Origin of the sequence: Vibrio mangrovi, assembly GCF_024346955.1 — a bacterium.
GTDB lineage: Bacteria > Pseudomonadota > Gammaproteobacteria > Enterobacterales > Vibrionaceae > Vibrio > Vibrio mangrovi.
Genome location: NZ_AP024883.1, coordinates 2,961,828 through 2,980,934, shown reverse-complemented (window position 1 = coordinate 2,980,934; position 19,107 = coordinate 2,961,828). Strand labels below are relative to the sequence as shown.

The window sequence follows — 19,107 nt, the reverse complement described above, 5'->3', positions numbered from 1 at the left end:
ATGGTATAACTAAGACTCATAATAACAAAAAGGGAGCAGAAGCTCCCTTTTTAGCATGAGGTCGTAATTTTACTTAACCTTGCATCTGTCTTTCTTTCATTTCTGCAAGTGTCTTACAATCGATACACAAATCAGCAGTCGGACGGGCTTCAAGACGACGAATGCCGATTTCAACACCACAAGACTCGCAGAAACCGAAATCATCTTCTTCAATCTTATTGAGCGTCTTCTCGATTTTCTTGATTAAACGACGCTCTCTGTCCCTGTTCCGCAACTCAAGGCTAAACTCTTCTTCCTGAGATGCACGATCGACAGGATCCGGGAAGTTGGCTGCTTCGTCCTGCATATGGTGGACAGTCCGTTCAACTTCTTCTCTGAGTTGGTTACGCCAAGCTTGTAAAATCTTTGTAAAGTGAGCGATCTGGCCCGGTGACATATACTCTTCACCCGGTTGTTCCTGATACGGCTCAACACCTGCAATGGCTAGGATGCCTAGCGATTTCTTTTTGGATTCTGTCATACAGCATCTCCTACTAACACCTAGTCAACTGCGAGAGCAGTCTACTTAAGGCGGGTATCTATACCAGAAAGAAAAGGGGGTGGCAAACACTCGTTGTAAACTTGTTATCAATGTGCAGACAATATCAATTTTTTATCGATCCATTGACCCATTCTATCTTTGATACAAGTTTCATTTCATATCTGGAGAGTTTTGCCTTGTAACATAGTACTTCCACGCCTTCCTTCTGTGCGTCTTCCAACAAAAGTGAATATGTTGCGTCTATATGGAGGGCGGGCGATACTTTTTCAATCCCTGAGTGTAATACAGTAAATAAAAGTATGGCCCGTTTTCCGCTCCGGGCAACCTCAATTAACTCCCGCAGGTGTTTTTGTCCCCGGGTGGTCACAGCATCCGGGAAATATCCCTGACCAGACTGATTTGTATCAGATTCCGGGCCGCCAAGCAAAGTTACGCTTTTGACTTCGACATAGCAGTCCGGCCGGGAGGGAGAACTCAGCAGAATATCGATCCGGCTGTTCTCCTGACCGTATTTCACTTCGGTACGTAGCGTCTCATAGCCCTGAAGTTCTTCAATAACACCGGATTGTATGGCTTCGCATGCCAGCGTATTGGCTCGGATCGTATTGACGCAGATTTGATGTCCGTCTGCCGTTTCGGTGAGCTCCCAGCTCAAAGGATACTTACGTTTCGGATTGTCCGAACGGGAAAACCACACTGTGTCTCCGGGCGTTGCACAGCCGGTCATAGCTCCGGTATTGGCACAGTGGATGGTGGTGGTATGACCATCGGGAAATTGAATATCGGCCAGAAAACGTTTGTAACGTTTCAGCAGAACGGCGGCACTTAATGAGGGATCAAACTGCATTTATTTACTGTTTTTATGTACAATCATTTTTCTCATTTAATCACAAGGATGATGTTTTGTCACAGTTACCAGCGATGCCTCAGTTACCGATTGAAGCCGTTATGGCAGAATTATTCACGGCAATTGCGAATTATCCTCAGGTGATCCTGAAAGCACCGACTGGGGCTGGTAAATCAACGGCTTTTCCATTGCGGCTTCTCAACTCATCTGATATTGACGGCAAAATTATCTTACTTGAACCCCGGCGTCTGGCGGCGAAGAATATTGCCCAGTATCTGGCAGCCTGTCTTGAAGAACCAGTCGGACAACGGGTGGGATACAGGATTCGGGGAGAAACCAAAGTTTCTCCGGCTACGCGGCTGGAAATTGTTACCGAAGGTGTTCTGACCCGGCTGATTCAATCTGATCCGGAGCTGAATGGCGTTAGTCTGCTGATTTTTGATGAATTCCACGAGAGAAGTCTACACGCGGATACGGCACTGGCACTGAGTCTCGAAGTTCAGCAGGCACTGAGAGATGATCTGAAGCTGGTGATTATGTCTGCCACGCTGGATCATTCAGCTATCCAGCATCTGTTGCCTCAGGCAGGGTATGTTGAGTCAGAAGGACGAAGTTATCCGGTTTCTTATCAGTATCAGCCTCTGAAAGCAAATGAATCACCTGTTGCTGCAATGGTTAAACAGATACGGCTACTCATGCAGCAACAGGAAGGATCGCTGTTGGCTTTTCTGCCGGGTATGGGCATGATTCAGCAGGTTGCCGGACAACTGACAGATCTCGCCGATAATATCGATGTTTATCCGTTGTACGGTAAACTTTCTTTTAAAGCACAACAGCAAGCCATTCAACCCGCAGCTCCGGGACTACGCAAAATCGTGCTGGCAACCAACCTTGCCGAAACATCTCTGACCATTGATGGTATTACACTGGTTGTCGACTCCGGACTGGAACGGGTTGCCCGCTTTGACCCGGCAACCGGCGTAACACATTTAGAACAGAGCCGGATCTCTCAGTCTTCTGCTGAGCAGCGTGCCGGTCGGGCGGGGCGTCTTGCGCCGGGCTTATGCGTCCGTCTGTACAGCGAGTCCCAGCTCCGGCAGCAGGCTAAAGTGCCGCTGCCGGAAATCATGCGGGCTGATCTGTCACCGCTGGTTCTGGAAATGGTGCAATGGGGAACCAATGAGCCTGATATGTTGCAGTGGATGACACCACCGCCACAGGCGACATTCGAGCAGGGAAAAGAACTACTCCGGCAGTTGGGGATTCTGGATGAAACCAGTCGTTTTTCCGGCTTAGGAACTCAGGCGTACCGACTGGGTGTCGAACCCCGTCTGGCCAGTATGCTGCTCAAGTGTCGCGATCTGGGAGATGACTTACTTCAGGCTGCGATTGCCGGTGCGGCTCTGACTGAAGAAAACGATGCCCGGCAACTGGATTTAGCATTTGCTCTGCATCTCTGGCAAAACGGGAAAAACCAGCACAAGACGAGGCTGATGCAGCAGGCCCGCCGGCTGGCCTCGCTGCTTTCCTGCTCTTTTTCTCTGGATGCTGTCAGCGAGCATCAGCTTGCTCTTGCTTTGAGTCTGGCCTTTCCGGATCGGATTGCTCAGAAGCGTCCCGATCGTAATGGTCAGTTTTTACTGGCAAACGGACAGGGAGCATTGATCCGGGAAGAAGAGATACTGGCTGATACACCGTATCTGATTGCGCTTGATTTAATGCGTTTTTCTTCCGGGAGTTGCCAGATTTTATCTGCGATTACACTGGATATTGATCAACTGAGCGGGATGGCGCCGGAGCTTTTCCAAACACGGGAACTGGTTGACTGGGATGACCGGGCCGGAAGACTGACGGCTGAGAAACAGTATTGTTGTGGCCGGCTGGTTGTGAACAGTGAGCGACTGGCAGCTCCGGATCGTGACAAGATGGCGCAGGCGCTTTTGAATTACATCCGCCGGGAAGGTCTGAAAGTTCTTCACTGGAGCGATGCGGCAGTTCAGTGGCTGGAGCGGGCTCGCTGTGCCATCGCGTGGCTTCCCGAAGAAGCATGGCCGGCCATGGATGAATTCAGTTTACTGGACGATGTCGAACAGTGGTTGTCTCCTTATATGACCGATGTCCGTTCGGTGAAAGACTTACAGCGTCTTCCGGTGCTGGAAGCGCTCAAAAGCCGTCTTGGCTGGTCTCTGAGTCAGTCTCTGGACGTATGGCTTCCCGAATTTCACCAGTTACCTTCAGGCCGTCGGAAGCGGATTCGTTATCAGGCCGGACAGGAACCGGTATTGTCGGTCCGGATTCAGGAAGTATTTGGCGAGAAAAGTTCACCGGTTATTGCTCAGGGGAAAAAAAGGCTGGTGATGGAATTGCTGTCTCCGGCTCAGCGTCCGATTCAGATTACTCAGGACTTGGCTGCTTTCTGGGCTGGTTCTTATGCCGAAGTGAAAAAAGAGATGAAAGGACGCTATCCCAAGCATAACTGGGAACTGCCTGATTAAACCACAGTTGAGACGGTGCTCCTTTTCTTACGGATATGTTTTCATCTGAGATGGACTGATTCTGGCAGAGAATGAAAAATAAGTTTGCTCATGCGATATATGTACAGCAGATGATTCACTTGAGTTGATATCAAATATAAATGATAATTGTTTTTATTTATATTTGTGAGCTTGTTATGCGATGTCAAAATTTCCCCCGCTTCTTTGTGCTGATGAGCATTGTTATCTGGTGTTCAACCTCTTATGGACAAGCCGCTTCGTGGCCGAGGCAGATTCAGACTGAGCTGGGCTCGGTAACCCTGAATCAGATGCCACAGCGTATTGTCAGCACCAGTGTAACTCTGACCGGGTCACTGCTTGCGATCGATGCTCCGGTGGTGGCGTCGGGGGCGACAACACCGAATAACCGTTTTTCCGATGAGCAGGGATTCTTCCGTCAATGGAGCGATGTCGCCCGGCAGCGGCAGCTCACCCGGCTCTATATTGGTGAAGCGAGTGCTGAAAAAGTTGCGGCGATGAACCCGGATTTAATTATCGTGAGTGCTTCTGGTGGTGATTCGGCACTGAATATTGTCAGCCAGTTACAACAGATTGCCCCAACCATTGTGCTCGATTATACCAGCCATAGCTGGCAGGAACTGGTGAAAACATTAGGTGTAGCAACCGGCCATGAAGTACAGGCCAAAAATAGGATCGATGCGTTTAACCAACGGCTTGCCGAAATTCGGGAACAGATAAAACCGCCGTCCCGGCCAGTCAGTGCTTTCGTTTATAGTGCCGCTGATCGTGCAGCTCACTTATGGCAACGGAATTCTGCTCAGGGACGATTGTTAGAAGCGCTGGGATTTCAGTTGGCTCTGCCGACAGATACCGGGCTTTTGGCGCCGGGACGTCACGATATTATCCGGGTGACCGGGGAACAACTGCCGCAAGCATTGAATGGGGAGACATTCCTCCTGTTTGCGGCTGATCAGCGAGATATTCATACCCTGTCCGGCAATCTTTTTATGCGAATGCTGCCTGCCGTGAAACAGAACCGGGTTTTCGCGATGGGACGGGAAAGTTTCCGGCTCGATTATTACAGTGCCAGTCAGTTGTTAACCCGATTGCATGCCGACTTTGCTCATGAATGACAAGACGTATTTCTCCCGTTTTTGGTGGATGATTGGATTAGGAGTGACTGGATTGCTGCTGACAGTTTTCGCCAGTCTTTCTCTGGGAGCGCATCATATCTCTGTGGATGTCATCCGAACTCTGCTGGACGGACAGTGTCCTCCGACTCGTCTGGATTGCCTGATCATTCAGGGTTCCCGCATTCCCCGTACATTCGCCGGTCTTCTGGCTGGCGCGGCTCTGGGGCTTGCCGGTGTATTAATGCAGACTCTGACGCGTAATCCTCTGGCAGAACCCGGTATTTTAGGCGTGAATGCCGGAGCCGGGTTCATGGTAATTATCGGAGTGAGCTTTTTCCAGATCCAGTCGGCCTCCGGATATGTTGCTTGTGCCTTTATCGGAGCCGTTGTCACCACAATTCTGGTGGTGTGGTGTGCCAATGCTTTACATCGTTTTGAGCCGCTAAGGTTACTGTTGGCCGGTGTTGCCTTTGGTGCGGTACTTGAAGGCATTGGTGCCGGACTGGCTCTGGTGAATCCGGATGTTTATGATCAGTTGCGATTCTGGCAGGCCGGGAGTCTGGATGTTCAGAATATGGATGTGTTACAGACGGCGCTTTGGCCTGTGGCTGGTGGTATTGTGCTTTGCTTTACTTTGTTACGTTCACTGAATGCTTTGGCAATGGGACAGGAAGTTGCTCTGAATCTGGGAACCCATGTGATGAGAACTCAACTTTTCGGGGTACTGGCGATGACATTACTGAGTGCCAGTGCGACAGCAACGGTTGGTCCGCTGGTATTTGTCGGCCTGCTGGCACCACATATCGGGCGGATGCTGGTGGGAAGTGAGCATCAGCGCCTGATTCCTTTTGTACTTATTGTGACTCCGATGCTGGTTCTCTGGGCCGATATTCTCGGGCGGTTACTACTGCCGGGACAGCTACGGGTCTCTGTGGTGCTGGCTTTCTTTGGTGCTCCGATCCTGATTGTTCTGGTACGGCAACAAAGGCGGTGGGCATGATGTTTTATATGTCTTCTTCAAGATGCCGGTCAGAAATGTCCCGGGTTTCCTTGATGCTGACTTCTCTGAGCATTCTGGTTTTGCTTCTTTGTGGGCTGAGTCTGAGTCTGGGTGAGCCGCTTATGACTGTTTCAGGCTGGTTTGATTTTATTCGGGGAGAGACGCCGGCATTCTGGGGACAGATTATCGGGCAGTGGCGTGTTCCTCATCTGCTACTGGCTTTACTGCTCGGAGCCGCTCTGGGTGTCAGTGGGGCCGTGTTCCAGTCAGTATTACGTAACCCGCTGGCAAGCCCTGATATTATCGGTCTGAATACCGGAGCCTACACCGGTGTGTTGTTGATGATCTCGTTTGGTGTTGCTGTTCCTCTCGGACTGATGGGAGCAGCAATGCTGGGCAGTGGAATCACAGCGTTAATGGTTTACCTGCTGGCCTGGCAGGGTGGTATGGCAACCTTCAGGCTGTTAATCATCGGCATTGGCTTACGCGCGATGCTAATGGCTTTGAATACGTGGTTCATATTGCAGTCTTCACTGGAAAATGCCATGAGTGCCAGCCTGTGGAGTGCCGGTTCGCTGAATGGCCTGAACTGGGAACAGGTTTATATTGCACTTCCGATCATCATCGTGTTGATGCTGGCATTACTGCCGTTGCGTCAGGCAATGAGTATTCTGGAAATGGGCGATCATAGTGCCAGTGGATTGGGAGTGTCGGTTGAGTTTACCCGATGTGCTTTACTATCCGTCGGGGTCGGTTTAACCGCTGTTGTAACTGTGATTGCCGGCCCCATTTCATTTGTTGCTCTGATGGCACCGCAACTGGCAAGAAAACTGCTGAATACGGAGCGATGTCATCTCCGCACCAGCGCACTAACGGGAGCTGTGTTATTACTGGGCTGTGATCTGATTGCCCAGTTTGCTTTCTCCCCTTACCGCCTGCCTATCGGGGTTGTTGTGGTCAGTATCGGTGGATTGTATTTGTTGATGATTTTGATGAAGGAGGCAAGGCGCTGATGAGCAGAACCGGACGGTTACAGGGGAGAAATCTTACTCTTGGCTATGACAAACATGTGGTGGCTCAGTCTTTATCGATTGTCATTCCTGATCATGAATTCACCGCGATCATCGGCCCGAATGGTTGTGGTAAGTCGACCCTGATGAAGACGCTGGCGCGTCTCACTCCACCTTTGCAGGGAGAAGTTCTGCTTGATGGACGGATGATTTCTGAACTGCCGACCCGCCAGATTGCCCGGACAATTGGTGTGTTGCCGCAAACATCCCGGACGCCTGAAGATATCCGGGTCAGGGAGTTGGTCGCCCGTGGGCGCTATCCGCATCAGGGATTCCTTGCCCGCTGGACATCTGAAGATGAACTGGCTGTGGCTGAAGCAATGCAGGCGACCGGTGTAACTGAACTTGCCGGACAGGTCGTTGATGAGCTATCCGGCGGCCAGCGTCAACGGGCATGGATTGCGATGGTGCTGGCACAGCAGACAGATATTCTGATGCTGGATGAACCGACGACATGGCTGGATATTCGTCATCAGATCGAGTTGATGGAACTGCTCGGGCAACTGCACCGTAAAGGAAGAACACTGGTTGCTGTGTTGCATGATCTCAATCAGGCCTGTCGTTATGCCAGCCATATTGTCGCCATGCGTGATGGCCGGATTGTGGCTCAGGGGAGCCCACAGGAGATTATCACTGAAACCATGATAGATGAGGTTTATGGTTTGGAATGTGTGATTCATCCGGATCCGGTTGTCGGAACTCCAATGATTGTTCCGGTGGGAAAGCACCAACCGCCAGTATTGATCTGAACCAGCTCAGGAATAAAAGAGCTGGCTCAGATCCGGATTTAACGGCCTAATGTCGCACCGCCATCAATGACCAGATCCTGCATAGTAATATGGCTGGCCCGTTTTGAGGCCAGAAACAGGACGCTTTGAGCGATTTCTGCCGGAGTCGCAATTTTCCGGAGTGGAATACCCAGCTTGTATTGCTGTGGAAATCCCTGAATCGTTTGCTGCTCCGCATCAGCAGTGTTCCAGAGTGAACGCTGCATCTGGGTGTCGGTTGATCCCGGAGAGACAAGGTTAGCCCGTACGCCGTATTCCGCCAGTTCCAGTCCGACAGTCATGGTCAGACTGCGCAGTGCTGCTTTGGAAGCGCCGTAGGCGGACATACCGATACGTGGCGTCTGAGCTGCATTCGAAGCAATTGTCACAATGGCACCCGAGTGCTGTTGTTTAAATACCGGTATAGCCTGCTGAAACAGATGGAAAGCAGCACCGACATTAACGGCAAACGTGTCCTGCCAGTCCTTATGGCTCAACTCATCTGTTGCTCCCATGCGTAAGATACCTGCGCAGTTGACGAGTACATCCAGTCCAGAACAGTTTTCGAGCAGAGTGTGACAGCAGTCGGTGACTTCGTGGCTCTGTGCCAGATCGACAGTGATGCAGCGGTAAGGATAATCATCGGCTGCAAAGGTTTTATCCAGACCAAAGACCGTAGCACCGGCACAGGAAAATGCTTTAGCAACAGCGGCTCCGATTCCCTGACCGGCTCCGGTCACCCAGACATTCTGACCGGTGAATTCCTGTTCCTGACTCATGCGGCTTCCCCGGTTGTGGTTACTTGCTTTTGCATCAGCTGCCACCAATGATGCAATGTCGGTGTTTTCGCCAGTTCCATAAAGTTGATTTGCGGTGCCAGTGGATTCCAGCGGCTGGCAAGGTTCATGATATGAATGGAGTCGAGTCCGTAGTCGATCAGATTGTCATCGTTTTCGATTTCATCGGCGTCTTCATCATCCAGTAACGGTAAGATTTCATGGCGCAATGCTGCGAAACTTGCAGGTAAACCTTCAGATTGAGCTTCCGCTGTAGTGATGGCTGTGACGACTTCCTGAGTATCAACGACCCGGCCGCAACGTCCCAGTGTGTAATGTAGCGCCATCAGATGTTCATCACGGCTGAAGTCAGCCAGCGCATCGCTGACCATGAAAGGCTGAATATTACGCATAAATGCTTCATTGGCTGTTGTCAGGCAACCGATATGGGCATAGACGCCGCCAATGATGAGCTGATCACGCCCCAGGTCTGCCATCTGTTCTGCCAGATCTGAACGGAAAAAAGCGCTGTAACGCCATTTGGTCAGGACGACATCGTCATGCTCTGGTGTTAGTGCGGCAACAATGTTTTTCTGCTCCGGTGCTTTGGGCAACCCTTGTCCCCACATATCATTAAGCAAGCCTCGTTCTTCATCATGCTGCCGGGCGGGCTGAGCGGTATAGAACACCGGGATGCCATTGGCTCTACAGTAAGTTCTGATGGTTACAAGGTTATGGATGACCTGAGTAATCAACTGGCTGTCTTGTGGCCAGAAGTTGACAAAATAGTCTTGCATGTCGTGGATCAGCAACGCCGCCCGGGAGTTATCCAGTTTCCAGTCGACTTTTCCCAGTGGTAATTCACTGAGTTGCGGTAGCGAGTAATCGGTTAAACGGGCGATAGTCATATGAGCCTCCCTGATTGCGGTTGAGTGGATAATGTTTGCGTTTGGCTGAGTTGCTGGCGTAAAGCACGTTTGTCTACTTTGCCGACAGCGGTTAGTGGAAGTGAGTCGACCTGATGGATCGTGTCCGGCAGTTTATAGTCGGCAATTCCCTGCTGACGCAGATGTCGCCGGACTGCGACTGCTTTAAGTGGCGTCTGTGTAACCAGATAGGCACAGCTTTTCTCTCCCAGATGGTCGTCATCAAATGAGACCAGAGCTGCATGAATAATGTCAGGATGCGTCAGAAGCAGGTTTTCAACTTCTTCGGCTGCAATTTTTTCCCCGCCGCGGTTGATTTGGTCTTTTTCCCGGCCATGAACGGTAACATTGCCCTGTTCATCCAGACTGACGAGATCGCCCGAGCAGTAAAATCCCTGAGAATCAAAGCTGGTCATGTTATGTTCCTGCGAGTTGTAATAACCCCGGAAAGTATATGGGCCACGCGTCATCAGGCGGCCGACTTGTCCTGCCGGTAGCTGCTGACCAGAATCATCGGCTACCCAGAGTTCATCGCCTTCAGACATTGGTCTGCCCTGAGTGGTAAAAATGGTTTCTGCCGGGTCATTCAGGCGGGTGTAATTGACCAGACCTTCTGCCATACCGAAGACTTGTTGCAACTGGCACCCAAGTTCGGATGGGACTCGGCGGGCAATGCTTTCACTGAGTTTGGCACCGCCGACCTGTAACAGGGACAGTGAGGTCAGTTTGTCTTTGAGTACCGGATAATCGTGCAGTGTCTGTAACCAGACATTCAGTGCCGGAGGAACCAGCGCCACCGTATTGATCTGATGTTGCCCGATACGATCAAAGCAGCTGGTGGGGCTGGGATCCGGAGCCAGACAGACACTGCCACCGGCGATAAATACGCCAAGTGCGCCCGGAGAACTTAACGGGTAATTATGTGCAGCAGGTAAGGCGCATAGATAGCGGGTCTGCGATGTGAATTCACAGATTTCAACGCTTCGGCGTACACTATATTCATAATCGTTATGGGTACGGGGAATCAGCTTCGGTGTGCCGGTGCTTCCTCCGGAAAGCTGGAAAAAGGCGACGTCACCGGGGGCTGTCGGGGTTGGCTGAAAGCTCGCTGGTAGTGGTAATTCTATCTGTGCTGACAGGTTTTGTATCGGATCATCCGTGCCGCGCAGCAAGACTGTTTTCAACTGTGGTACATTCTCTCTGAGCTCTGTGATGAATTGTTTCCCGGCAAACAGCGGATGACTGACATCGGCAATCAGAATTCGTGGTTTGATCTGAGCTGCGTAAGCGAGCAGCTCGCTACGCTGATGGCTGAACAGAGCGTTAAGAGGAGCAATGCCAGCTTTCAGCAGTGCGAAAAAACAGATGTAAAACTCGGCAACATTTCCGAGCTGAACCAGTGCTGTGTCTCCCCGGCCATATCCCGAAGATTGCAGAACCGCGGCCAGACGGTCTGACTTTTCCGCCAGTTGCCGGTAACTTAACTGCTGTTCATCGCTAATCACTGCCGGTGTTTCTTCGTGGCGGCGTTCGGTGATCATTTGATGGATGTGACGATCAAGCCAGTATCCTTGTTGGCGGTATTCTGCGGCCAGTTCTTCCGGCCAGTGAGTAAAAGGAATAGTCACTGTTTTGCTCCTTCCCCGGTTAAGCCCAGAACATTGAGCATCGTTGATAGTTTGGTGCCTGTTTCATACCACTCTTGTTCGGGGTCGGAATCAGGGACGATACCTGCTCCGGCAAACAGGGATATCTGTTGCTGACTGACACGTCCGCAGCGAATCGCAATAACCCATTCACCATTCCCTTCTTCATCGGCCCATCCGACAATGCCGCCGAATAACTGCCGTTCAAATGGTTCAATTGCTTCGATCAGTTGTCTGGCATTCTCTTGCGGAACACCACACAGTGCTGGCGTGGGATGTAATGCACTGGCAAGGGTCAGTGCATTACTCTCCGGAGGCGCAATACCGTGTATCCGGGTCGCCAGATGCCACAGTATCGGCGTCTGGCTCAGAACCGGTGTGGATGGAATATCGAGATCATGACTGAGCGGAGCCAGACAGCGACGGATGTCATCGATAACGAGTTGATGTTCATGGCGGTTTTTCTCTGATGACATCAATTGTCGGCCAATCTGTTCATCAGCCAGACTATCGGCGGCACGTTTGGCGGAGCCTGCGAGTGGCATCGACGTAAATTCCGAACCGTGTTTACGGACTAGCAGTTCCGGACTGGCACCGATCAGGGAATCGCCATCCGGCAGAGGAACATGAAAGTTGTAGCCTGATGGATTTTGCTCATTAAGGCTGGCAAATAGTGACTGTCGGTCCGGAGTCGTATGACAGTCCACATGAATCAGACGGGATAAAACGATCTTATCAGCCTGCCTGGTTTGCATGGCTGTAAGCGCGTCACGGACCATTTGTTCAAATGTATTTTTATCGGGATACTGCGTTGCCTGTCCGGAAAGAGGTGAAGAAGAAGGTTTTATCCGGATCTGCTGACGTGATAACCAGTCGACCTGTTGCGGTACATAAAGTGCACTTGGAAGACGTGTATCAAATGGAATCGCACCGACGATAATCGGATGTTTGATTCCCGCCGATTGAGCATGTGTGAAAGCACGCTTCAGTTCTGTCTGGAAATGCCCTGTCGGGTCGCATCCATCACTGACTGGTGTGCTGATACGGAACAGATTTCCCCGGGCGATCAGACTTTGGTGATCTGAGAGGAAAACAAAGTCATCTGCCGGATTAAACTGATCAATAATATCTGGTTGGGCAATAAGTTGAGTCATATCGTAACTCCAAAATACAAATAAAAACGATAACTAAAATCATTCAATATTTAAGTGAAGGTAAAGCTCTTCACAAAATGGAAATCGGTAGGGCATGCTGATGAATTATGTTGGTGGATGTACCGGTGATGTTGTCTGATAGTGGCGTATATGAGAAAAATTCAGCCACATAAACAGGCCAATGATGCAGATGATAATACCAAATCCGCTTGCTCCCTGTTCCGGGCTCAGGGAAGATCCCAGACTTCCCAGAGCCACTGCACCGAGGGCATCAGCCAGTACGTTTTGTGCCGTCCACAGACTATTCATTCGTCCCAGCAGATGATCCGGTGTGCATGCCTGTAGTAACGGGTACTGGACCAGCGCATTGAGACCACTGCAATAACCGGCAACAACCAGTGTCAGTAAAGCCAGCCATACATTGGACATCAGACTGAACACGGCGATTGCAGCAAAGGTAATAACAGCACTTAACAGCAACAGCTGTCCGGGTCTGGATACGTGGATAAGACGACCGCAGGTCAGTGCTCCCAGAGCAGAACCGAGAGGCAGGGCTGCATACATGAGGCCTAGTTGTGATTCACTGAGTTGCCAGTGTTGCGCTAAAGCCGGATACAATATCCGCACCGCATTCATCATGGTGACCAGTGCTCCGATTAAAGTAATCGAGCGAATCAACGGCTGATGTAAGACAAACTTTATCCCTTTACTCATTTCGTTCCATGGATGAGCTTTCCGGGCTTGATCTTGCGGTACGGCAGATGCTTCCAGACGGGGAAGCCTGAGCAGGGGAAGGAGCGTGATTCCGGTTCCTGATGCAGCCAGCAGATAGTTGCCGGTCACATCCCACCGGGCGATGATCAATCCGGCGATCACCGGAGAGAGAATCGAACCAAAACGGACAGTCAGCATGGTCAGCGCTCCAGCCTGCATCAGCTTATCCCGGCCGACAATCGATGGGGTCGCCGCCAGTAATGCAGTAACACCGATTGCGCCGAAAAAGCCATCCCAGACGGAGAGCAGATAGATGATGAGCAGAGACGGCTGTTCAAGAGTGCTGTTCCATGCCAGTAGTAAAAAGCCGATCCCACAGGTTGTCCGGGCAAATAGAATTAACGGCTTGCGGGCATACCGGTCTGCCAGAACACCGCCAAGCAGCAGCCCTGCCAGCATTCCTGATCCTGCCAGCGTGACTGATAAACCGATGTAGAACGGCGAATGGGTCATATGTTCTATCTGGACCGGCAGAGCAACCATCAGCATGCCCAGTGCCAGAATTGAAATGAAACGCGCAATAAAAACATGACGATAAGCCGGGTTCTCTGTGAGCAGTGATGTATCCACCAGAAAAGAAGGTTTGCGAGTACTCATGGTCAGTCTTTGCCTCCGGGAAGCATCATTTCACTGAGCCGGTATGAATCATATGCAGCGCTGTCGTGCTGAAGGCTGAGATGAAGCAGCTCATTGAGTTTAGGACCAATGGACTCAAACTGTTCCGGAGTCATCATGGCGACATGACTGCAATCGAAGTGGTGAGCATCCAGCTCTGCAACATAGGGTTGCCAGATGTGCCTGACATCCAGATTTTCCGCAAGTGTCCGGGTGGCAACAAACATCGTGGCCCGCCCGCTGAACTGCCAGCTATAGGATGTCGCCAGCAGCCGGATAGCATCGGTGTAGTTGGCCTCAATCTGAGTAAACAGACGATGCTGCTCTTCGCTGACTGTGTGATTGCCTGTTTGTTGCTGGGCTGCCAGAAAAAGCGCCCGTTCACGGTCGATTTCTGCCAGAACTTCCGGATCGAGCTTTGGCTCATCTGTCTGCCGATCCCAGTTTTGGGTTTCCGGCGGATAGGTGTCCAGTAATCCGAGAAAGGCAACCTGTTCTTCCTCACGTTCTAAACGGGCAGCAATCTGGTGGGCAAGAGTGCCACCCAGTGAGTAGCCAAGCAGATAATAGGGACCGTGTGGCTGATGCCTGCGAATTAACTGATAATGTTGCGCACCGATTTCATCCATGTCCCGGGCCTGATGCAGAGGTCCATCAGATGACGGAGACTGAACACCGATAATTGACCACTGGTGGCTGAGGTAACGCTGTAGCAGACTAAACTGCCAGGCAAAACCGGAGGCCGGGTGAATACAGAAAAGCTTCGGTCCCAGAGGTTTGTCCCGGAAGATTAGTAAGGGCTCAAACCCGGCTTGAATTACGGTTTGCTGGGATTCTTGTGTGTGGGCAATTTGCCGGGCAAGAGCCTCGACTGTTGAAGCCGTCATAACCTGACCAATGGTTGTATGCAGTCCATAGTCATCACGTAAACGGGCGACCAGTTGCATTGCCAGCAACGAGTGACCGCCGAGCACAAAAAAGTCATCTGTGGCTGTGACGGTTTCCAGACTGAGCAGTTGGCGGAAGCAGGCTGCGACCTGTTGTTCCGTCGGGGTTTCCGGCAGCCGTTGCCCGCCTTCATGGATGATTTGTGGCAGAGGCAGCGCTTTGCGGTTTAGTTTTCCATTGGCACTGAGCGGGAATTGTTCCAGTGTAACTAAAGTAACCGGAACCATATGGGCAGGTAATGTATCCGCCAATTGCTGCCGCAAGGTGTCCAGATTAGGTTCAGTGGTTCCGTCGGTGATGAGATAACCAACCAGCTGGCGGGCATCGCTACCGTTAACTACCGCAGACTGATTCAGCACACAGGCATGACAGACAGCATCCTGAACTCCGGGCAGAAGACGCATGGCATGATCAATTTCTGCCAGCTCTATTCGTTGTCCACGCAGTTTGAGCTGATCATCACTGCGTCCCAGATAATCAATACTGCCATCGGCCCGGTAGCGGGCCACATCACCGGTAAAATATAGTCTTTCCCCTGAAACCGGGTGGATGATAAACCGTTCCCGGGTCAGATCATCCCGGTTGAGATAACCTTGTGCTAACTGAGTTCCGGCAAGGTAGAGATCACCGGCAATACCAACCGGTACGGGAGAAAGACTCTGATCTAAGATATGTAAGCGGGTATTCCAGACCGGAAAACCAATCGGAACATGCTGGCCAGTCAGTTCTGCCAGATGCTTCCCAAACGCCGGGTAGTAACTCACATCGACGGCTGCCTCGGTCGGACCGTAAAGATTGTGCAGCGGTGTCTTCAGCAGATGTTGCCATTGTCGGCAGAGTTCGGTCGGCAGGGCTTCCCCGCTACAGAAAACCTGAGTTAAGCTCCGGCACTGCTGACGTTGCTCCGGATTGTTGAGATCGGTGACAAACGCAGCCAGCATCGAGGGAACAAAGTGACAGGTTGTGATCCGGTAAGACTGGATCAGATCCCGTAATTTTGCCGGGTCTTTATGTGCCTGAGGCGGAGCCATCACCAGCCGGGCTCCAACCATCATCGACCAGAAAAACTCCCAGACGGAAACATCAAAACTACACGGTGTTTTCTGCAACACCACATCGGTGCTATCCAATGGATATTGGTACTGCATCCAGCGAAGCCGGTTGATGATGGCACGATGGGAAATCACAACACCTTTGGGGCGTCCTGTTGAACCGGAAGTAAAGATGACATAAGCCGGATCATCAGGGACGGGAGACTGTAACTCAGCTTCCGTTGCCGGAAGGATGGATTGATCCAGCAAGTGTTCGAACAGATAACAGGGTTGTGCTGTAGTGAATTGATCCTGTAGGGAAGCAGTTGTGATCAGGAGTGATGGTGTTGCATCTTCCAGCATCATCGCCAGTCGCTGTTGTGGATAATCCGTATCCAGCGGCAGATATGCAGCTCCGATTTCAATCGTTGCCATCAGAGCGATTGTCAGATGAACGGAGCGGGGAAGTGCAACCGCAACAATGTCTCCGCGACGTACACCTTGCCGGTATAGTTCTCCGGCAAGGCGTTCTACCTGAGTGCGTACTTCATGATAGTTGAGCTGATGATTTTCATCGAGCAGAGCTGTCTGATTTGGGGTGCGGCGGGCCTGATTCTGCAGGGCGGTTTTCAGTGTTTCCGGGGGAAGTTCATATTCAGTTTTATTCACCTGACGGATAAGTTTCTGCTCGGAATCAAGCCGGATCGGATAATCTTTCAGAGGCAGTTCCGGTGACTGACAGAAAGCCTCAAACAGTAACGAGAACCGGTTCAGGTGGGTTGTTATGTCTGAGTGTTTGTACCGGGCACGGTTAACCAGCAATTCCAGAGTGAAACCCTGCTCCGGATCGAGGTAGAGTGCAATTTCAATATCGCGTACCGGGCCTGATGCCAGTTGGTGAGTGATTCCTGCTGTTCCTGCAATGTCGATGTGGTAGTCAAACATTTTAAAGTTGATGACCGGGCCGAATAATGGTGTATCGACACTGAATCCAGCATCCCGGCAGATTTGTTCACTATCATAGCGCTGGTGGCGCCGGATCAATTTCTGCTCAGATGCCAGTGATTTCGCCAGTTCCATCACGGTCATTTCCGGCTGACTGCGCACGGCGAACGGCAGGACATTGATCACCGGTCCACAGGCGTTCAGTGCTACGGAACCGACCCGTCTCATCCAAATCATCCCCAGACTGAATGCTGAACGGTTAGTTAACCGGCCCAGCCATAAAGCGACCAGTGCAATCAGCAGGTCACTTGGGTTCAGCCGGTGCTGACTGGCAAGCTGATAGATCGGTGTCAGTTGCCGGGAGGAATAGTGAAGCTGATGACGATTGATGGTAGATGATGGTTGTGACACTTCCAGCTGTTGATCGGCCAGACTGGCCGGTTCCGGCAGATCTTGCAGGTAATCCTGCCAGAATTGCCGGTCTTTGGCTGCTTTGGTTCCACACTGGTAATCTTCATACTCTGCAACGACATCACCCATGGATGTGAATGGTGAATGTGCCGGAAGAGGTTGTCCATGACATAAGGCCGTATAAAGTTCAGCAATGTATTTGCTGAGTGTGGCAAAACCAAAGCCGTCCACCAGCAGATGGTGATAGCGCTGATACCAGAAGTACTGTGTTTCTCCGGTCCGGATTAACAGGTGGCAACAGTTGTCTTTATCCGGCTGATAGCGGAGATCCTGACTGAGATCGTCTTCCATCATCTTGAGAGCTGCCCTGACCGGCGAAGGCCGGGTGCGCAGATCCAGATATTGTGGTGGCGTCAGGTTCTTTTTCGGATCAAAGCTCTGATAGGGAACTCCTTGCTTTTCTGTGACGATCATATGAAGCGTATCGGCCTGACTGAGGCCATGTTCGATCGCTTGCAGGAAAAGCTCAGTGTTGAGTGCATCATTGATTTCTACATAATGGGCAACCGCATAGGCATTCGCCTCTGTGGTGAGCTGGTCTGCCATCCAGATCCCTGCCTGAGCGGCAACCAGCGGATATTGCACAAGGGAAGATGAATCAAATTTGTTCATAAGATAAAGCTCCGGATTCAAGAAAATGGTGACCTGACCAGATAGCCTGTAGTCCGTCTGTCAGTCCGCCACGCCAGCACAAAGCATCATGTCCGCCATCCACATCACGATAGATCACCTGATGGTTTGCCTGTTTAAGTAAGGAGACAACCTGTTCATTGGCGCGATAGATCAGCTTTTCCCGGATCCCGGCCTCGATAAAAAACTTCCGGGGAACGTGACTGAATTGCTGTTGTTGCAAGGCATTGATCATGAAACTGTCAGATGCATCATGATGGCGGTTTGGCCACCAGAAAGAACTGGACTGGCAAATGGCACTGGTTGCAAGATGTGGTTTATTGAGAATTGCAAAGGCGGCAGATAGTCCGCCGAAGCTCTGACCGGCAATGATCGTTGTTTCTGCGGCGCAAGAGCAGGCTTCCCATTGTGACAACTGCGGCAGCAGCTCGTTTTCCACTGCATCCCAGAATTGCATATTACAAGGCAGTTCATGTGCACGTTGCTGGTTGTCCAGAGAATCGATAAACAGGTAAACGGCAGGCGGTAAGCGGTGTTGTTGGGTCAGGGATTCGAGCGCAACCGGCAGTGGCATTTGTTGGGTCCAGAATTTTCCGTCCAGTATGATTGCAAGCGGTCTGGTGTGTGTTGGCTGACCCAGTCCGAGCGTCCATATATCCCGGCTATTTCCCAATATCTGGCTATGCCATTGATATGTTTGCAATCTACTGTGAGACAAAGATTCCTGCCCCTGATCGACACTCTGCCAGGCTGTTTGCGGTGGTGCATCCGGCATTGATAATGGTGATACGCAATGTCCCCGTCCTCCGAACCAGTGGCGGGCCGGGTTCAGCTTGTCAGCGGCTGGTTCAGTGCCGTTTACAAAGGTGTTTTGCCACCATCTGCGCAGGGTATACATATCTTCAGCATTTCCCTGAAAGTCATCATCCAGCATACTGGGGATGAACATATAGCTGCCACGCCATTGCGGTGTCAGTTTGATTTCTGCGACCCAGACATCGGTTTGAAGGATACGTTGAAGTGAAATCGGATCTTTTCCCTGATGATGATCAGTGACGCCAGTGATATTGAGCCAGACTCGTTGAATTTTCGAAAGTTGCTCACTTCCCTGAGGGTCTTGCCAGAAAAAACTGGCCCAGTAACCGCCATCTTCTGCGGGTGTAATCCAGGGAGAGCCGTGTTGTTCAAGTCGCGACCACCATTCGGGAGAGCCGATATGAGCCTGATGAAGCCAGTTGCAATACATAAAACACCATTCATATCTGATTTAATATTGAATGATATTGATAATAATTATCGTTTGCAATGGTTAATAATGTTCATTTCCTAACTAATCTG

Annotated in this window: 14 protein-coding genes; 5 read left to right on the top strand and 9 right to left on the bottom strand. The window is 51.1% G+C overall.

Annotated features, from left to right (window positions below; genetic code table 11):
• Positions 1-73: 73 nt before the first annotated feature.
• Both dksA and sfsA read right to left on the bottom strand, forming a co-directional pair.
• Entirely contained in the window at positions 74-520 is a 447-nt protein-coding gene (gene dksA, locus OCU74_RS13120) for an RNA polymerase-binding protein DksA (RefSeq protein ID WP_087481316.1), read from the bottom strand.
• Positions 521-644: 124 nt separating this feature from the next.
• Positions 645-1,388, bottom strand: coding sequence for a DNA/RNA nuclease SfsA (sfsA, locus tag OCU74_RS13115; protein ID WP_087481317.1), 744 nt, complete (start codon positions 1,386-1,388; stop codon positions 645-647).
• Positions 1,389-1,462: 74 nt separating this feature from the next.
• Here sfsA and hrpB point away from each other — a divergent pair, with 74 nt between their 5' ends.
• From hrpB to OCU74_RS13090, 5 genes are all read left to right on the top strand, one after another.
• On the top strand, positions 1,463-3,883 hold the full coding sequence (gene hrpB, locus OCU74_RS13110; RefSeq protein WP_087481429.1) for an ATP-dependent helicase HrpB: 2,421 nt from the start codon (positions 1,463-1,465) through the stop codon (positions 3,881-3,883).
• 176 nt (positions 3,884-4,059) lie between these two features.
• Positions 4,060-5,016, top strand: a complete 957-nt coding sequence (gene fepB, locus OCU74_RS13105; RefSeq protein WP_087481430.1) for a Fe2+-enterobactin ABC transporter substrate-binding protein — start codon at positions 4,060-4,062, stop codon at positions 5,014-5,016.
• Entirely contained in the window at positions 5,009-6,016 is a 1,008-nt protein-coding gene (locus OCU74_RS13100; protein WP_087481318.1) for an iron chelate uptake ABC transporter family permease subunit, read from the top strand. The genes fepB and OCU74_RS13100 overlap by 8 nt, the downstream gene beginning before the upstream one ends.
• A gap of 8 nt (positions 6,017-6,024) precedes the next feature.
• Complete coding sequence (locus tag OCU74_RS13095; protein ID WP_200807737.1) at positions 6,025-7,029, top strand: FecCD family ABC transporter permease; 1,005 nt, start codon at positions 6,025-6,027, stop codon at positions 7,027-7,029.
• Positions 7,029-7,835 (top strand): ABC transporter ATP-binding protein, encoded by an 807-nt coding sequence (locus tag OCU74_RS13090; protein WP_087481319.1) that lies wholly within the window; start codon positions 7,029-7,031, stop codon positions 7,833-7,835. The genes OCU74_RS13095 and OCU74_RS13090 overlap by 1 nt, the downstream gene beginning before the upstream one ends.
• A gap of 38 nt (positions 7,836-7,873) precedes the next feature.
• Here OCU74_RS13090 and dhbA read toward each other — a convergent pair whose 3' ends face one another.
• The 7 genes from dhbA to fes form a co-directional block, all read right to left on the bottom strand.
• The gene (dhbA, locus tag OCU74_RS13085) at positions 7,874-8,632 is read right to left on the bottom strand and encodes a 2,3-dihydro-2,3-dihydroxybenzoate dehydrogenase (protein ID WP_087481320.1); all 759 of its coding nucleotides are present in this window, start codon (positions 8,630-8,632) and stop codon (positions 7,874-7,876) included.
• Entirely contained in the window at positions 8,629-9,537 is a 909-nt protein-coding gene (locus OCU74_RS13080; protein WP_087481321.1) for an isochorismatase family protein, read from the bottom strand. The genes dhbA and OCU74_RS13080 overlap by 4 nt, the downstream gene beginning before the upstream one ends.
• The gene (locus OCU74_RS13075) at positions 9,534-11,183 is read right to left on the bottom strand and encodes a (2,3-dihydroxybenzoyl)adenylate synthase (protein WP_087481322.1); all 1,650 of its coding nucleotides are present in this window, start codon (positions 11,181-11,183) and stop codon (positions 9,534-9,536) included. Before OCU74_RS13075 ends, OCU74_RS13080 begins: the two co-directional genes overlap by 4 nt.
• The gene (locus tag OCU74_RS13070) at positions 11,180-12,355 is read right to left on the bottom strand and encodes an isochorismate synthase (RefSeq protein WP_087481323.1); all 1,176 of its coding nucleotides are present in this window, start codon (positions 12,353-12,355) and stop codon (positions 11,180-11,182) included. The genes OCU74_RS13075 and OCU74_RS13070 overlap by 4 nt, the downstream gene beginning before the upstream one ends.
• A 105-nt stretch (positions 12,356-12,460) precedes the next feature.
• The gene (entS, locus tag OCU74_RS13065) at positions 12,461-13,726 is read right to left on the bottom strand and encodes an enterobactin transporter EntS (RefSeq protein WP_087481324.1); all 1,266 of its coding nucleotides are present in this window, start codon (positions 13,724-13,726) and stop codon (positions 12,461-12,463) included.
• A gap of 2 nt (positions 13,727-13,728) precedes the next feature.
• Positions 13,729-17,751, bottom strand: coding sequence for a non-ribosomal peptide synthetase (locus OCU74_RS13060; protein ID WP_087481325.1), 4,023 nt, complete (start codon positions 17,749-17,751; stop codon positions 13,729-13,731).
• Positions 17,738-19,015: an enterochelin esterase gene (gene fes / locus OCU74_RS13055; RefSeq protein ID WP_087481326.1), complete on the bottom strand. Its 1,278-nt coding sequence runs from the start codon at positions 19,013-19,015 to the stop codon at positions 17,738-17,740. The genes OCU74_RS13060 and fes overlap by 14 nt, the downstream gene beginning before the upstream one ends.
• Positions 19,016-19,107 lie beyond the last annotated feature (92 nt).

Excerpts from the sequence above, each read along its gene's own strand:
- fes (WP_087481326.1), bottom strand. The coding sequence starts at position 19,015 with ATGTATTGCAACTGGCTTCATCAGGCTCATATCGGCTCTCCCGAATGG.
- OCU74_RS13100 (WP_087481318.1), top strand. The coding sequence starts at position 5,009 with ATGAATGACAAGACGTATTTCTCCCGTTTTTGGTGGATGATTGGATTA.
- OCU74_RS13090 (WP_087481319.1), top strand. The coding sequence starts at position 7,029 with ATGAGCAGAACCGGACGGTTACAGGGGAGAAATCTTACTCTTGGCTAT.
- OCU74_RS13080 (WP_087481321.1), bottom strand. The coding sequence starts at position 9,537 with ATGACTATCGCCCGTTTAACCGATTACTCGCTACCGCAACTCAGTGAA.
- dksA (WP_087481316.1), bottom strand. The coding sequence starts at position 520 with ATGACAGAATCCAAAAAGAAATCGCTAGGCATCCTAGCCATTGCAGGT.
- OCU74_RS13060 (WP_087481325.1), bottom strand. The coding sequence starts at position 17,751 with ATGAACAAATTTGATTCATCTTCCCTTGTGCAATATCCGCTGGTTGCC.
- dhbA (WP_087481320.1), bottom strand. The coding sequence starts at position 8,632 with ATGAGTCAGGAACAGGAATTCACCGGTCAGAATGTCTGGGTGACCGGA.
- sfsA (WP_087481317.1), bottom strand. The coding sequence starts at position 1,388 with ATGCAGTTTGATCCCTCATTAAGTGCCGCCGTTCTGCTGAAACGTTAC.
- fepB (WP_087481430.1), top strand. The coding sequence starts at position 4,060 with ATGCGATGTCAAAATTTCCCCCGCTTCTTTGTGCTGATGAGCATTGTT.
- entS (WP_087481324.1), bottom strand. The coding sequence starts at position 13,726 with ATGAGTACTCGCAAACCTTCTTTTCTGGTGGATACATCACTGCTCACA.
- OCU74_RS13095 (WP_200807737.1), top strand. The coding sequence starts at position 6,025 with ATGTCTTCTTCAAGATGCCGGTCAGAAATGTCCCGGGTTTCCTTGATG.
- OCU74_RS13070 (WP_087481323.1), bottom strand. The coding sequence starts at position 12,355 with ATGACTCAACTTATTGCCCAACCAGATATTATTGATCAGTTTAATCCG.
- hrpB (WP_087481429.1), top strand. The coding sequence starts at position 1,463 with ATGCCTCAGTTACCGATTGAAGCCGTTATGGCAGAATTATTCACGGCA.